General features: G+C 58.2%; 17 protein-coding genes. 6 read left to right on the top strand and 11 right to left on the bottom strand.

The window, feature by feature from the left end; translation table 11 throughout:
• Positions 1-46: 46 nt before the first annotated feature.
• The gene (locus tag RHM65_RS02670) at positions 47-931 is read left to right on the top strand and encodes an alpha/beta hydrolase (protein WP_322167506.1); all 885 of its coding nucleotides are present in this window, start codon (positions 47-49) and stop codon (positions 929-931) included.
• Positions 932-938: 7 nt separating this feature from the next.
• Here RHM65_RS02670 and RHM65_RS02665 read toward each other — a convergent pair whose 3' ends face one another.
• From RHM65_RS02665 to RHM65_RS02630, 8 genes are all read right to left on the bottom strand, one after another.
• Entirely contained in the window at positions 939-2,288 is a 1,350-nt protein-coding gene (locus RHM65_RS02665; RefSeq protein WP_322167507.1) for an MATE family efflux transporter, read from the bottom strand.
• Between the two features lie 88 nt (positions 2,289-2,376).
• Complete coding sequence (locus RHM65_RS02660) at positions 2,377-2,670, bottom strand: hypothetical protein (RefSeq protein WP_322167508.1); 294 nt, start codon at positions 2,668-2,670, stop codon at positions 2,377-2,379.
• Positions 2,671-2,991: 321 nt separating this feature from the next.
• Entirely contained in the window at positions 2,992-3,561 is a 570-nt protein-coding gene (locus tag RHM65_RS02655; protein WP_322167509.1) for a DUF4136 domain-containing protein, read from the bottom strand.
• Positions 3,562-3,580: 19 nt separating this feature from the next.
• Positions 3,581-4,186 carry a DUF4136 domain-containing protein gene (locus RHM65_RS02650; RefSeq protein ID WP_322167510.1) on the bottom strand — a complete coding sequence of 202 codons (606 nt, stop codon included), beginning with the start codon at positions 4,184-4,186 and terminating at the stop codon, positions 3,581-3,583.
• A 37-nt stretch (positions 4,187-4,223) separates the two neighbouring features.
• Complete coding sequence (locus RHM65_RS02645; RefSeq protein WP_322167511.1) at positions 4,224-4,973, bottom strand: methyltransferase domain-containing protein; 750 nt, start codon at positions 4,971-4,973, stop codon at positions 4,224-4,226.
• Positions 4,970-5,275 (bottom strand): nucleotide pyrophosphohydrolase, encoded by a 306-nt coding sequence (locus RHM65_RS02640; protein ID WP_322167512.1) that lies wholly within the window; start codon positions 5,273-5,275, stop codon positions 4,970-4,972. The genes RHM65_RS02645 and RHM65_RS02640 overlap by 4 nt, the downstream gene beginning before the upstream one ends.
• 227 nt (positions 5,276-5,502) lie before the next feature.
• Positions 5,503-6,360, bottom strand: a complete 858-nt coding sequence (locus RHM65_RS02635; protein ID WP_322167513.1) for a MaoC family dehydratase — start codon at positions 6,358-6,360, stop codon at positions 5,503-5,505.
• A 40-nt stretch (positions 6,361-6,400) separates the two neighbouring features.
• On the bottom strand, positions 6,401-7,759 hold the full coding sequence (locus tag RHM65_RS02630) for a 3-oxoacyl-ACP reductase (RefSeq protein WP_322167514.1): 1,359 nt from the start codon (positions 7,757-7,759) through the stop codon (positions 6,401-6,403).
• A 129-nt stretch (positions 7,760-7,888) separates the two neighbouring features.
• Here RHM65_RS02630 and RHM65_RS02625 point away from each other — a divergent pair, with 129 nt between their 5' ends.
• On the top strand, positions 7,889-9,166 hold the full coding sequence (locus RHM65_RS02625) for an acetyl-CoA C-acetyltransferase (protein ID WP_322167515.1): 1,278 nt from the start codon (positions 7,889-7,891) through the stop codon (positions 9,164-9,166).
• A gap of 58 nt (positions 9,167-9,224) precedes the next feature.
• Here RHM65_RS02625 and RHM65_RS02620 read toward each other — a convergent pair whose 3' ends face one another.
• The gene (locus RHM65_RS02620) at positions 9,225-10,250 is read right to left on the bottom strand and encodes a bile acid:sodium symporter family protein (protein WP_322167516.1); all 1,026 of its coding nucleotides are present in this window, start codon (positions 10,248-10,250) and stop codon (positions 9,225-9,227) included.
• Between the two features lie 100 nt (positions 10,251-10,350).
• On the opposite strand from RHM65_RS02620, the gene RHM65_RS02615 reads away from it, so the two are divergent.
• Together RHM65_RS02615 and RHM65_RS02610 are read left to right on the top strand one after the other, a co-directional pair.
• Positions 10,351-11,142 carry a helix-turn-helix transcriptional regulator gene (locus RHM65_RS02615; protein WP_322167517.1) on the top strand — a complete coding sequence of 264 codons (792 nt, stop codon included), beginning with the start codon at positions 10,351-10,353 and terminating at the stop codon, positions 11,140-11,142.
• A 186-nt stretch (positions 11,143-11,328) separates the two neighbouring features.
• A complete protein-coding gene (locus RHM65_RS02610) occupies positions 11,329-12,222 on the top strand; it encodes a PA4780 family RIO1-like protein kinase (protein WP_322167518.1) in 894 nt (297 codons plus the stop codon).
• A gap of 134 nt (positions 12,223-12,356) precedes the next feature.
• Here RHM65_RS02610 and cueR read toward each other — a convergent pair whose 3' ends face one another.
• A complete protein-coding gene (cueR, locus tag RHM65_RS02605; protein WP_322167519.1) occupies positions 12,357-12,752 on the bottom strand; it encodes a Cu(I)-responsive transcriptional regulator in 396 nt (131 codons plus the stop codon).
• Between the two features lie 25 nt (positions 12,753-12,777).
• Positions 12,778-13,161 (bottom strand): hypothetical protein, encoded by a 384-nt coding sequence (locus tag RHM65_RS02600; RefSeq protein ID WP_322167520.1) that lies wholly within the window; start codon positions 13,159-13,161, stop codon positions 12,778-12,780.
• Positions 13,162-13,306: 145 nt separating this feature from the next.
• Here RHM65_RS02600 and RHM65_RS02595 point away from each other — a divergent pair, with 145 nt between their 5' ends.
• Both RHM65_RS02595 and RHM65_RS02590 read left to right on the top strand, forming a co-directional pair.
• A complete protein-coding gene (locus tag RHM65_RS02595; protein WP_322167521.1) occupies positions 13,307-13,510 on the top strand; it encodes a heavy-metal-associated domain-containing protein in 204 nt (67 codons plus the stop codon).
• A gap of 104 nt (positions 13,511-13,614) precedes the next feature.
• A complete protein-coding gene (locus tag RHM65_RS02590; protein ID WP_322167522.1) occupies positions 13,615-14,820 on the top strand; it encodes a Bcr/CflA family multidrug efflux MFS transporter in 1,206 nt (401 codons plus the stop codon).
• Positions 14,821-14,829 lie beyond the last annotated feature (9 nt).

Below are 14,829 nucleotides of genomic sequence, written 5' to 3'. Positions count from 1 at the left end.
GCCAATACCGTCATCGGTCCAACGCTCGCAAAACTGAGACCGTGCAATGACATCCAATGTATTCAAAGCGATGCTGACCGGGTTGCTAGCCGCCGTGCTGGCGGCCTGTTCACCGGTCAATCTAATAAATGCACTGACGCCTGGAAGCACGTTTACTCGGGTTTCCGACATCGCTTACGGCGACGATCCGCGTAACAAACTGGATGTCTACACCCCGGCGCAGGCTCCGACTAACGCGCCGGTGGTGGTGTTCTTTTACGGCGGAAGCTGGAACAGCGGCTCAAGAATTGATTATAAATTCGTCGGTGAAGCGCTGGCTTCACGGGGAATAGTGGTGGTCATTGCTGACTATCGCTTGTACCCGCAAGTACGCTATCCGACCTTTCTGGAAGATTCCGCTCGAGCGGTAGCTTGGGCATATCAGCACGCGCATGAGTACGGTGGCGACCCGCAAAACCTGTATGTGATGGGCCACAGCTCGGGTGCCTACAACGCGGCGATGATTGCCCTCGACCCAGCGTTCCTTGAAAAAGTCGGGCTCAAGCCGTCGATACTCCGAGGCTGGATCGGACTGGCCGGGCCTTATGATTTCTTGCCCATCGACAACGAAGACGTCAAACCGGTGTTTTTCTTTCCCAACTCGCCGCCTGACTCCCAGCCGATCAATCACGTCAGTCGTGATTCACCGCCTGCATTGTTGATCGCATCGAAAGACGACAAAGTCGTCAATCCGACCCGTAATACCGGTGGCTTGGCTGCGCGGTTACGGGCGGATGGTGTGCCGGTCCGCGAGTTGTACTTCTCTCGAACCGGGCACGCCACGCTGGTCGCCGCCATGTCTCGACCGTTACGCGCATTAGCGCCGGTACTGGATGACGTGGTTGATTTCATTCATGCGGATTTGCGCGCGCAACCCGTCGCCACTCAATGATCTGCCCTTAATGCACTGAACCGGCAAACCAACCATCCCGGCGGTTCAGGCCCCAGGCAACCAAGCCGAGGGTCGCGCCGCGCAACAGCATGAACAGGATGAATGTCAGCCACAGCCCATGATTACCCAAGTCTTTGGCGAACCAGGCGAACGGTGCAATAAGGGCCACGCTCACTAGCATGGCATTGCGCATTTCCCGCGCCCGCGTAGCGCCGATAAACAGACCATCAAGCAGGTAACTCCACACCGCAACCATCGGCAACGCGGCCAGGTACGGCAGGTATTCGAAGGCCGTTTCCCGGACCTCGGGAATGTTGGTCTGCATTTCAACGAACAAATGTCCGGCGAACAGAAACAGCACTGCGAACGCCAGGCTGGCGAGCAATGACCAGCCGGCGGCGACAGTCAATGATCGGCGCAACGAGGCGCGGTCGTGGGCGCCGATGGCGTGACCACACAATGCTTCGACCGCGTGGGCCAGCCCGTCCAGTGCGTGGGCGGTCAGCAGCAGGCCGTTGAGCAACAAGGCATTGGCGGCCACCGTCGCATCACCGAGGCGTGCGCCTTGCACCGTGATCAGGAAAAATACCGATTGCAGCGCCAGGCTGCGAATGAAAATGTCGCGATTGACCGCCAGCAGTGGGCGCCAATTCTTCCAGCGCTTGAGGGCGGCCCACGCCACATGGCCAGGAAACGCGCGCAGGCCTTTGTGCGTCAACGCCAGACCCAGCAAGGCGCCGATCCATTCAGCCAACACCGAGGCTCGAGCCGAGCCCACCACCCCCCAATCCAGGCCCATGACGAACCACAAGTTCAGCGCGATATTCACCAGATTGGTGGTCAACAGAATCGCCAGTGGCGCTCGGGCATTTTGGGTGCCGAGGAACCAGCCAACTAACGCATAACTCGCCAGCGCGGCGGGCAGGCCAAATAAACGGGTATGGAAAAAGTCCAGGGTCAGCGCTTTGAGGTCGGCTGAGGGCTGCATCATGTCCAAGGCCAGATGGCTAAACGGCAGTGCGAAAACGCCCAATATCACCGCCAGGATCATCGCCAGAAGCAACCCTTGCAACAGGATTTGCCTGAGCGCTGCACCGTCATTGCGCCCGGCAGCCTGTGCGGCAAACCCGGTGGTGCCCATCCGCAGAAAGCCCATCGCCCACGCGAGAAAGGTGTACAGCGTGGCGCCGACGGCCACCGCACCCAGTTGGTGGGCGTGGGGCAAATGACCGATGACGGCGCTGTCTACCAACGCCACCAAGGGCACGGAAATGTTCGAGAGAATCATCGGTGCGGCCAACGCCCACACCCGTCGATGGGTTGTGCGATCGCGCCAATCGGTCAGCAACATGGACATGGAAGCTCCTTGGAAGGCGCGCAGTGTAACAACCGCGCGCCATGAGCTTCTATCCGTGGCTCCTACAGATGTGTAATTGATACGGGGATCAATGGATGATCCAACTCAACAACCACAAGCCAAGAATCATCCAGATGATCCCGGAGATAATCGAGGCACGCATAAAGGCGCGAATAGCGGAATACAAGAACATTAAGCCGACAATCAGCGCGATAAGGCTGATCAGGGAGGTGTTCATGCCCAGGGTGCGCGACAAGCCCTCGACAAAATTGCCCCCGGCGTGGCCCAGTATCTTGAACAGCCAATCCAATCCATCAACCACAAACCGAATGATGGCGCCTAAAGTTTGGCCGAGCCATTCGAAAAAGCTTTCTACCTGCATATGTATGCCCTGATGAAAAAGGAAGTCTGCTCGCTTGGGCTATCCAACGGCTCATCGAGTTCCGTGGAGCATAGGGGCTCTTTGCCATAAATTTTCGAAAATTGCGCGAGGGTCATCGAAAACGCGTTGTCATGCGCCCGCACGACACCCTCTGGAGCCGAGTTGTTGGCGATCGGCTCGTAAAATCAGCGACTCAGTTCTTTCAGCTGAAACCGAGTTAGCCCAATGGGACCGCTTCGCGATTCATCGCGAGCAAGCACGCTCCTACCGTTTTAATATTTACAATTCAAATCCGGTGTGTCTGGTATCCCGCCTCGACAATCAATGCGGCGGATACTGTTCCAGGACTTTGGCTACTGTTTCTCGAATGGCGGCGTCACGGGCGGCGGGGTTGGTTTGGCGGGTGTTGACCACTTGTTCGGTACTGCCGCGCCACACCAGTTTGCCGTCTTTGCCATCGAGCAAGTCGATTTGCAGGGTCGAGACTTTGTAATCAACATTTCGGGTCTCAGTGATCCCGCCACCCCAGCCGCCCCAACCGCCACCCCAGCCTCCGCCCCACGGACCGCCGCCGTAGTTGGTGCTAACCATTTGCTGGCGGTCCTCGATGATCAAATAGGTCTGCACCTTGACGTCGGCACGGTGCCCCTTAGGGGCCATTCGCAACCCCCGCTGATCCAACTGCTCGCTCACCGACTCACGGATACGCTGATCGGTCAGGTCGCTTTTTATTCGGGGATCGTCTGGGCGGTATTGCACGCCGGGCTCTTTCCAGCTCCAGCTGCGGTACGCGCCAAAGTCCCGCGCCGCGTCGAAGTCATGATTGACCTGAGGGGTGACGCAGGCGCTAAGTAACAGTGCGGCGGACAACAGAGAGAGGTGGCGCAACATAATGTGTCTCCGTTCAGCATTACGAGGGTGGATACGTCGTCAGCGCTCGGTTGACCGCTTGACGCAAGGCTTTGGCGCGGCCCGACTCATCGCCACCGGTGGCGGTTTCCGCGCTGGCACTCCATACCGGTTGATGGCTTCGGTTGTCGAACAGACTGATGCGGACCACTAGCACTTGAACCTGATACGTGCGTTCAACCGGCACCGTTGCATAGCCGAAACCACCGCCGCGATAGCCGCCATAGCCGGCCCCTCCCCCATAGGCGTCCTCACGGACCTGGCGCAGGCGGGTTTCCACGTGCACGTCGGCCACTACGCCGAGGTCTGCGGGTTGATTGCTCATGGCTGGACGCAGGCCGCGTTGATCAAGCCCATTACTAACCGCGTCGGCAAGCTGCTCCGGGCTGGCAAAGGGTGATCCACCGGGAAGTTGGCCGTTGACCCAGGTCCAATTGCGGTATCGACCAAAATCGATGGTGGGCGCAGGGTATGCGCTGGTGTCCACGGCCGTCGTCGCCAGCTGAGGCGCAGGCGGTAAAGGATTCGAACTGGCGACGTAGGGATTGCTGCTCTGGCAGGCGCTGACGCCCAAACACAGCAAAAGTGTAGCGAACCGGCGATTCATGATGGTCTCCGCAATAAACCGTATAGCGATGAACAACTTACAGTGGCCGGCATAACCAGTGCAGATAACGGCCCAGGCCGGCAAAGCTTGGGTGACGACGATGGGCCAGTTCCATTTCCAACAATGCCGCAAGTTCGACCTTGGCCTGAAACTCGACTGGCATGTAATCGTGGAAAACCCTTACGCCACTTTGAGCTTCGACTCGCCACGTTCCTTCAAGTTGCGCTGACAATTCTCGCGGGTCTAGGGGTTGCTGCGGGGTCAGGCTTTGCTTCTCTCCGGCCATGTCATTATTGCGCATCTTGCGGAAGTGGCCCTTGAGCAGATTGCGGTAGATCAAGGCGTCGCGGTTATAAAACGCCAGCGACAGCCAGCCATCGGCTTTGGTCAATTGATGCAGCACCGGTAAGATCGCATGGGGCTCGGCCAACCATTCCAGCACCGCGTGACACAGCACCAGGTCATACGGTTCGTGGAGCTGGCCGAGCAGTTCCTGCCACGGCGCCTGAATAAAGGTCGCAGTCTGGCCGGCGTCGGCAAAGCGTTGACGAGCGCCGTCGAGCATCGGCAGCGCCGGTTCTGCCAGCGTCACGTCATGCCCGCGCTCTGCCAGCCACAACGACATATGGCCGAGCCCGGCACCGATGTCCAACACCCGTAATGGCCTATCTGGCAGCACTTCCAACAGATCGGCTTGCAGTACCGCCAGACGGATTGCGCCTTTGGCCCCGCCATAGATTTTTTCGGCGAAACGCGTCGCGAGCAGATCGAAGTGGCGGTCGCTCATTTGCTAAACCGCCGTTCGTTATCGGCCAGCTTGCTGCGCACCACTTGCTCCATGTCCAACCCCAACTCACTGCACATCATCAGCAGGTACATCACGATGTCGCCCACTTCCTGACCGGCATGTTCCAGCTTGTCGGGTGGCAACTGCCGCGATTGGTCCTCGCTGAGCCATTGGAAGATTTCCACCAGCTCAGCCATTTCCACACTGGCCGCCATCGCCAGGTTTTTCGGGCTGTGGAATTGCCGCCAGTCATTCTGGTCACGGATGCGGTGCAGGCGTTGAGTAAGTTCGTCGAGGTTCATCGGTCTCTCCTGAAGGCGTGTAGCTTAAACGCAGTGCCTCAAACTCAACGCATAACTTGTTGAAAATACACCTATCAATGTTAGGCGCGCCCTTGCCTGGGATGGACAGACGATCCGCGGTCTGTAGGAGCCGTCTTGCTGGCGATTGAACAGGCATACCGCGTTTAGCCCTTCGCCAACAAGTTGGCTCTACAGGGGCGTGCGATTCCGGTGGGACCGAATACAAGCTAAACCAATGGCTGCCAGCTGCCGATCATGTGCACCAGTTCGGGGTTTGCACCGGTCACTCTAAATTGCCCGCTTGAGCCCGCCGCGCTGGCTGACAACGTAACTTCAGTGGGCAGTCGCACCGGCTTTTGAAACTCTACGCTGATGTGAAGATTCGACGCGGGAAGGTGATTGTCCAGGGCCGCGAGGGTTCGTGCTTTTAGCCAAAGGCCGTGGGCGATGGCGGTGGGGAAACCGAACATTTTGGCGCTGGTTGCACTCAGGTGGATCGGGTTGTAGTCGCCGGATACTTTTGCGTAATGCCGACCAATGTCCGCAGGCGCCTGCCAGCGGGTCACTTCGCTGAGCGGCAATGGGGAGGGTTCGAAGTCGTTCAATGGCTCGCCGGGCAACTGAACCCCACGGCAAAGCATGGTGCTGTCTTCATCCCAGAGCGGCCCGAGTGCGTCTTCGACTTGGGTGATCAAGCTGAACGTTGCGCCTTTGGCATGGGATTGCAGGTTGCCTACGTGAACGCTCACCCGCACTTGGCCAATACCGCCCAAAGGTCGATGAACGCTGATGCTGTTGCGCAGGTGGATCAGGCCCAACAACGGGAACGGAAAATTTTTGGCGGTCATCAGCTGCATTTGCAGGGAAAAGGCCAGCACATGGGGATAGGTCGGTGGCATCAAGCTGCTGTCCGAAAACCCACAGACTTTGCGGTAGGCTTCTACCTGCTGGCGGTTGACGGACACCCAGCAGCGCAGGCCTTCGTCGGGCAACACCGTTCCCGTGACTCTACGTCGAAGAGCAGCATGCACAAACAACCCTGGCAAGGCAGGTGGTGCGTTGAGGTAGCTCCATTGGGAAGCCATAGGTCGTCTCCTTCTTATTCTAAAATCGAACAGCCAAACATCAGGCCCCAACGATGCTCTGGCCACACACTCGTATTACCTGACCGCTCACAGCGCCGGTTCCCGGTTGGCTGAGCCACGCTACGGCTTCGGCGACGTCTTGCGGCAAGCCACCTTGGCCAAGGGAACTCATGCGCCGGCCCGCTTCACGCAGGGCAAACGGCATGTCTGCCGTCATCTTGGTTTCTATGAAGCCCGGCGCGACGGCATTGATGCTGATGCCGCGCTGTTGCAATAAAGGCGCCCAGGCTTTGGCCATGCCGATCAGCCCGGCTTTACTCGCGGCGTAGTTGGTTTGCCCGCGATTACCTGCGATGCCGTTGATTGAAGCCATCAGGATGATCCGACCGTTATCACGTAATGCGCCGCTGTCGAGCAGGGTTTGAGTCAAAACCTGCGGAGCATTGAGGTTCACCGCCAACACGGAGTCCCAGAATTCGGCGGTCATGTTGGCCAGGGTTTTATCCCGGGTGATGCCCGCGTTGTGAACCACGATGTCGACGCCGTTCGGCAGCGCTTCGGTCAACTCCAATGCGGCGCTTTCTGCGCAAATATCCAAAATTACACTTTGCCCACCCAGGCGTGCGGCTAGTGCTTCGAGGTCGGCTTTGGCCTGGGGAACGTCCAGCAACACGACGTCGGCACCATCCCGAGCCAACGTTTCGGCAATTGACGCACCAATACCGCGTGCCGCGCCGGTGATCAGCGCGCGTTTGCCGGAAAGCGGTCGGCTCCAATCCTGCACCTGCGTGGCGCACGGGCTCAGGCGGATGACTTGGCCCGAAATGAAAGCGCTTTTGGGTGAAAGGAAAAACCGCAACGCGCCTTCCAGTTGATTTTCCGCGCCTTCGTCGACCTGCAGCAGCTGCACCGTGCCGCCGTCGCGCATTTCTTTGGCCAAGGAACGGCTGAAACCTTCGATGGCCTGCTGAGTGCTGGCCGCCAAGGGGTCTTCGTTCAGGGTGTCCGGTGCGTGGCCGAGGATCGCCACATGGGCGCTGTGATCGAAACTTTTCAAGATCGGCTGAAAGAATTCACGCAGCTGTTTGAGCTGGTCGGTGTGGGTTAGGGTGCTAGCGTCGAACAGCACGGCCTTGAGTTTCGGCCCCTGCTCGGCGACCCACGCGGTGGCGCCCGGTTGATCGCTGCCGAAGCTGTACAGCGAGTCGGTCAAGCGCTGGGCAAAAATCCTCACGTGATCGGCCAGGGGCCCGGCGCTGATCAACAACGTGCCCTCGATCGGACGCAGACGCCCGGCTTGCCAGCGTTCCAGACGCGCCGGGGTTGGCAGGCCCACTGCGCCAATCAGGCGGCGGCCGATGTCAGAGTTGGCGAAGTCAATGTAGCGGTCGGACGACATGGAACACTCTCCTTGAGTCGGGGTTCAAAACAATTGACCACCTGAGCCTGACGGCGTTCGCTGCAATCCGACCTACGCTGTGCTCTACCTTCGGCTCGATAAAAAGCGCTCAACAACAAGGAAGCTTTTATGAATCTGCCACGTCGCGTCGCTATTGTTGGCGGCAATCGCATCCCGTTCGCCCGTTCCAATGGCGCGTATGCCACCGCGAGTAATCAGGACATGCTGACCGCTGCATTGGAAGGCTTGATTGAACGGTTCAATCTGCACGGTGTGCGCATGGGGGAAGTGGCAGCCGGTGCGGTGCTCAAGCATTCGCGAGATTTCAATCTGACCCGCGAGTGTGTGCTGGGCTCGCGACTGTCGCCGCAAACCCCCGCGTATGACGTGCAGCAGGCTTGCGGCACGGGGCTGGAAGCGGCGTTGCTGGTGGCGAACAAGATTGCGTTGGGACAGATCGACTGTGGGATAGCGGGCGGCGTAGACACTACCTCAGATGCGCCGATTGGGGTGAACGAAGACCTGCGGCACATCTTGTTGCAGTTAAATCGCAGTAAAACCGGCGCCGACAAATTCAAAGTGTTGCTGCAATTACGTCCGCACAACCTCAAACCTGAACTGCCGCGCAATGGCGAACCGCGTACGGGGTTGTCCATGGGTCAGCATTGCGAGCTGATGGCGCAAACCTGGAACATCGCTCGAGATGCGCAAGACGCGCTGGCGCTGGAAAGCCATATGAAGATGGCCGCCGCCTATGCCGACGGCTGGCAGGACGACCTGCTGACGCCGTACTTGGGGTTGACCCGAGATCAGAACCTGCGGCCAGACTTGACGTTGGCCAAGCTCGCCAGTTTAAGGCCGGTGTTTGAGCGCGGCGCTAAAGGCACGCTAACAGCGGGAAACTCGACGCCGCTGACCGACGGCGCTTCGCTGGTGCTGCTGGCCAGTGAGGAGTGGGCTAAAAAACGCGGGCTGCCGGTGTTGGCGTATTTACGTGACGGCGAAGCGGCGGCGGTGGATTTCGTCAACGGCGCCGAGGGATTGTTGATGGCCCCGGTGTACGCAGTGCCGCGCCTGCTGGCACGCAACAACCTTCGATTGCAGGATTTTGACTATTACGAAATTCATGAAGCGTTCGCCGCGCAGGTGTTGTGCACATTGAAAGCTTGGGAAAATGAGGATTACTGCAAAACCCGCTTGGGCCTGGACGGCGCGCTGGGGTCGATAGATCGTAGCAAGCTCAACGTTAAAGGCAGTTCGTTGGCGGCGGGCCATCCCTTTGCTGCCACCGGAGCGCGGATCGTCGCCAACCTAGCGAAATTGCTGAACGTCGCCGGGCAGGGTCGCGGCTTGATCTCCATCTGCGCGGCAGGCGGGCAAGGGGTTACGGCGATTATTGAGCGTTAGGCTTTTTTCGATTGTAGGACTGCGCTTGCCTGCGATGGGCCCGGATACGCCGTGGGGCTTATCTAACCAGCACCGCTTCACTTTCCTGCACCATCAGCAAGCGGTGCCGGGTCGCGTAGCGCTCGGCCATGATCGAGCAGACGATCAACTGCATCGGGTGATAAATCATGATTGGCAATAGGATCAGCCCAAGCCCCGGGTTGGCGCCGAAGATCAGCGCGGCCATCGGCGCCCCTGCGGCCAATGACTTTTTGCTCGCACAAAACACCGCTGCCACTTCATCCGCATGGTTGAACTTGAGTGCGCGGGCGGTGCGGGTGGTCATGAACAGAATGACCGCCAGCAGCAGCGCGCTGCCAATGAACGCACTGAGAATCACCGAACTGCCTTGCTTCTGCCACATGCCCGAGACCATGGAGTTGCAGAACGCCGAGTACACGAGCAACAGGATCACGACCTTGTCGACAATGTTGGTGTAGCGCTTGTGTCGGGTGAAAAACTTGCCAAAAAACGGCCGTACCAATTGCCCCAGTATCAACGGCAATAACAACATGGCGCAGAGGTCGAGCAAGGTTGCCCCAAGGTCGATCCCGCCCGCGCCGGAACCCACCACCAGACTTACCAGCCACGGAGTCATGAAAATTCCGAACACGCTGGACATGCTGGCATTGAGAATCGCCGCCGGGACATTACCGCTCGCGCTACCGGTCAACGCCACGGACGAAGAAATGGTCGAGGGCAGGGCGCACAGGTAGAAGAAACCCAGCATCAGCAACGCGGGCAGGTGCGAGCCGAACAGTTTGCTGCACGCCAGCCAGACCAATGGAAACACCACGAAGGTGAAGCCCTGCACCATGACGTGCAGCTTCCAGTTCTTCAGCCCGTGGCTGATTTGTTCACTGGACAGGTTTACGCCGTGCAGGAAAAACACCAGAAACACGCCGACGTTGATCACGTATTCGGAATGCATTGCGCCGCCAGCGCTGCCAAAGCCGGGGAAAAAATAAGCCAGCAGCGTGGCGAGCAGCATTCCGCAGAGAAACCAGTCCGTCACAACGCGCTTGAGGTGCATGAATATGTGCATAAAGGGCCCGACCTGGATTCTAAAAAGAGTTTTTGTAAAAAATCATGTCGGCAGGTTAACGTAGGTGCTTTATAGCCGTCTTGCGACACAAGGCCAATCGATGCCGACTAACGGACAACGTGGGGCTGAGCGCCAGATTCCGGTGCTGGAGACATTGCCGCGCCCGCTGTATGCCCGTGTTGAAAGTTTGGGGGCAGGATCATGGACCCCGCCGCATCGTCACGACTGGGTACAGTTTGCGTACGCGATCAGCGGCGTATTGGGCGTGCACACCGCCGAAGGCAGTTTTTTCGCGCCGCCGCAGTGGGGCGTCTGGATTCCCGCAGGGCTTGAGCATGATGTCGTGACCTCGACGTGCGCCGAAATGCGCAGCCTGTACGTGCGTCAAGAAGACTGTACATGGGCACCGCAGCGTTGCCGGGTGTTGGAAGTTACCTCGCTGGCCCGCGAGCTGATCAAGTCGTTTTGTCTGCTGCCGTCACGTTATCCCCAAGGCGACAGCCGTGAGGAGCGCCTGGTTAAAGTGCTGCTTGATCAATTGGCCGAATTGCCGGAGGTCGAGTTCTCTCTGCCGTTACCGAGCCACCCGCGATTACTCGGGTTGTGCAACGAATTGATCGCGGACCCCAGCCAGGTCATCACCTTGCAGCGCTGGGCCGAGCGCTTGGGCATGTCGGAAAAAACCTTGATGCGTTTGTTTCAGCGCGAGACCGGTTTGAGTTTTCGGGGTTGGCGCCAGCGTGCACGATTGCTGTCGTCGCTGAGTGCGCTGGAGGGGGGCGAGAGCGTTACAAACACCGCGTTATCCTGCGGTTATGATTCGACTTCGGCGTTTATTGCCGCCTTCAAAAGCCTGTTTGGCTTCACGCCGGGGGAGCTGTTCAAAAACTGAGACTTGCGCAGCCCTGCCGGTTGATGGTTGGCTATGCGCTGCTCGGCATAAAAGCTGCTAAAAAATTGAAGCCTTACACACATCCGTGAAGGTCAAAGGTCGGCATCTACTACTCGCTGTGCGAGGATTGCCGTATAACCAGCAACCATTGCGTATTTGGCCACGAAGGACCCACAAAAAAAGCTGATGAAGACTCCAAAACGCATTGAACCCCTGATCGAGGACGGTCTGGTCGACGAGGTGCTGCGCCCACTCATGAGTGGTAAAGAGGCAGCTGTTTATGTGGTGCGCTGTGGCGAAGAGCTGCGGTGTGCCAAGGTTTACAAGGAGGCGAATAAACGTAGTTTCCGGCAGGCCGCGGAATATCAGGAGGGTCGCAAGGTTCGCAACAGCCGTCAGGCCCGAGCGATGGCCAAGGGCTCCAAGTTCGGTCGCAAAGAGACCGAGGACGCCTGGCAGAATGCCGAAGTGGCAGCATTGTTTCGTTTGGCCGCCGCTGGCGTGCGGGTGCCCAAGCCATACGACTTCTTGGAAGGCGTGTTGCTAATGGAACTGGTCGCCGATGAGTTTGGCGATGCAGCACCGCGTTTGAACGATGTGACCCTTGAGCCGGATCAGGCGCGTGAATATCACGCGTTTCTGATCAGTCAGATTGTGCTGATGCTGTGTACCGGCTTGGTGCATGGCGACTTGTCTGAGTTCAACGTGTTGTTGACCCCGGACGGGCCAGTGATCATCGATCTGCCACAAGCGGTCGACGCGGCAGGCAACAACCACGCGTTCAGCATGCTGGAGCGGGATGTTGGCAACATGGCGTCTTACTTCGGGCGTTTTGCGCCGGAGTTGAGGCTGACCAAGTACGCGAAAGAAATGTGGTCGTTCTACGAAGCGGGCACGTTGTCACCGGCAACGGTGCTGACGGGCGAATTCGACGAACCGGAAGAAGAAGCCGATGTTGGCGGAATCCTGCGAGAAATCGAAGCCGCACGTATGGACGAAGACCGTCGTCAAGCCGGTCGCGCTGCCGATGAGGCTCCGCCCAACAAAGCCGAAGAGCCGCCTCCACCTTGGATGCAGTGATGGGCTAATGAAAAATCCGGCTCAGGCCGGTTTTTTTATGGAAAATATTCGACTTTCTGTAGGAGCCAACTTGTTGGCGAGAGGGTTATATGTCTAACCACGTAAACCGCCTCGCCAATAAGTTGGCTACAGGCTCAACAGCCACCCGACGCAAGGTCCTTGAGGATTGGGCAATCGGGGCGGTGGTCGCCGTGGCAGTGCTCGACCAGCTCTTGCAGGGTATCGCGCAGGCTGGCCATTTCTGTGATCTTCTGATTCAGATCGCTGATGTGTTTACGCGCCAAGCTCTTCACGTCACCGCTGGCCCTGCCTTTGTCCTGCCAGAGCGTCAGCAACCTTGAGACTTCTTCCAGTGAAAACCCCAAGTCTCGCGAGCGCTTGATAAAGGCCAGCGTGTGCAGATCATCTGGCCCATACAAGCGATAGCCGCTGTCAGTACGATGCGCGGCCTTGAGCAACCCGGTGGACTCGTAATAACGAATCATTTTGGCACTCAGGCCACTGTTTTTCGCCGCTTGACCGATGTTCATCGGATCCCCCGGTTCAATGACTGACTCAATATCCCAGCGAGGCAGGCATCAGGTACATGCCGCTTGGGCCGTTAGCTATTCGGTATTTAACGATGTCGCCGGCGTGCAGCTGAATAACGGTGAGCCGTGGGACGGTCATGCCCGGCTCGCAACCGGATACCTGGCCCGGCAACAGGCGCAGACGCACGTCGGTTTTTCCGGGTGCCAGGTTGAACGAGGTCGACTCTTCCTGAAACAGGCGACCGACCAATTGGTCTTGGATGTAAATGCCAATCTCGCACGACGTGGCCACTTCCAGTCGCTCACGGGAGATGATCAGTACGCTGTAGTCCTGCGATTCGGCTTGAGCCCAAGGTGCTGTAGCCATAAGGCCGAGAGTGCTGAAAAGACTCAATACTGACCAGCGCATCGCTGATACTCCTGCGTGAAATACGGTGATGACGCAGCTTGGCCGAGCGGCGCGATGAATACCAGCCTGGCAGATAAAACAGACGCTTGACCTTGCCATCACAGGAAGGTTGAAGATGCCCATCATCTTACTGAGGAGTAGCGTTATGCAACGATTCAATGTTCAAGGTATGACCTGCGGCCACTGCGTGCGGGCAATCACTCAAGCCGTTCATCGCGACGATCCCGCTGCCGACGTCAAAGTGGATCTCGCCACAGGGCTGGTGCAAGTGGAGAGCACACTTGCCGCTGACGCGCTGATAGGTTTGATCAGCGGTGAAGGGTATGTGGTGACTCCCCAAGCCGTCTAACCGCTGACCTGTGAAAAGATTTGAATAATTTGGCGTTCAGGACGCTCTGAGGTTTTAGGACGGTTAGACTAGTCAGCTGCGCTGGACACAGTCTTGGAAACCCGATGAACCTCAGAATAATATTGATACTTGGCGCGTTGAGCGCTTTCGGTCCATTGGCCATCGATTTTTACCTGCCTGGTTTTCCGGCCATTGCCTTAGGGTTTGGGACCGACGAAAAACACGTGCAAATGACCTTGGCGGCCTACTTTTTAGGCTTGTCCATTGGTCAGTTGGCCTATGGTCCGGTTGCAGACCGCTTTGGTCGCCGGGTTCCGCTGTTAGTTGGCGTCGGGCTTTTCACCTTAGCCTCATTGGCCTGTTCGTTTGCGCCGAGCCTTGAATGGCTGATTGCCGCGCGTTTTATTCAGGCGCTGGGCGGATGTGCGGGGATGGTCTTGTCTCGGGCCATTGTCAGCGACAAATGCAACCCGATTGAATCGGCGAAAGTGTTTTCCCAGTTGATGTTGGTCATGGGCCTGGCGCCGATACTCGCGCCAATGCTCGGCGGTCTGCTGGTCAACCTGTACGGTTGGCACTCGATCTTCCTGGTGCTGAGCGGTTTTAGTGCCTTGTGCTGGCTGGCGGTTTTTCGAGGTTTGCCCGAGAGCATGCCTGCCGAACATCCTCGGCATCCCTTGGCCGGCGCGCTCAAGCAATACCGTCGGTTGCTGGGCGACAAGATTTTCATCGGTCATGCCCTAACCGGTGGTATCGCCATGGCGGGCATGTTTGCCTACGTTTCCGGTTCGCCGTTCGTCTTCATCAAGCTGTATGGCGTACCACCGGAACATTACGGCTGGCTGTTTGGCTCCAATGCCGCAGGTTTCATTTTAACGGCGCAGGTCAACGCTCGGATCCTTAGCCGGCGTGGCCCGGCTTTTTTGCTGGCGCGTGCGGTGTGGGTCTATGTCACCGCAGCTTTGGTTTTGCTCGGCGTGGCAGCGTTGCACACCCAATCCCTTTGGCCGTTACTTATTCCGTTGTTCATCTGCATCGCCAGCCTCGGTTGCATCATCCCCAATGCCTCGGCGTGTGCGATGAATGGGCAATGGAAACGAGCAGGCAGCGCGTCGGCGCTGCTCGGGTGCTTGCAGTTTAGCGTCGCCGCCGGCGCTTCGGCATTGGTCGGTGTCCTGCACGACGGTACGGCCATGCCGATGGCGATGGTGATCAGTTTGTGCGGAATATTGGCTGTTACTGCGGCGCTGTTGACCCACCGCCTGCAACGAAACCGGGATGCATCAGCGACAGAAATAGCGAGGGCTTGAAGGGGGCAA

It is taken from the genome of Pseudomonas sp. CCI4.2, from assembly GCF_034350045.1.
In the GTDB taxonomy this organism is placed as follows: domain Bacteria; phylum Pseudomonadota; class Gammaproteobacteria; order Pseudomonadales; family Pseudomonadaceae; genus Aquipseudomonas.
The sequence above is the reverse complement of the archived record's forward strand: the minus strand, read 5'-3'. Positions and strand labels throughout refer to the sequence as shown.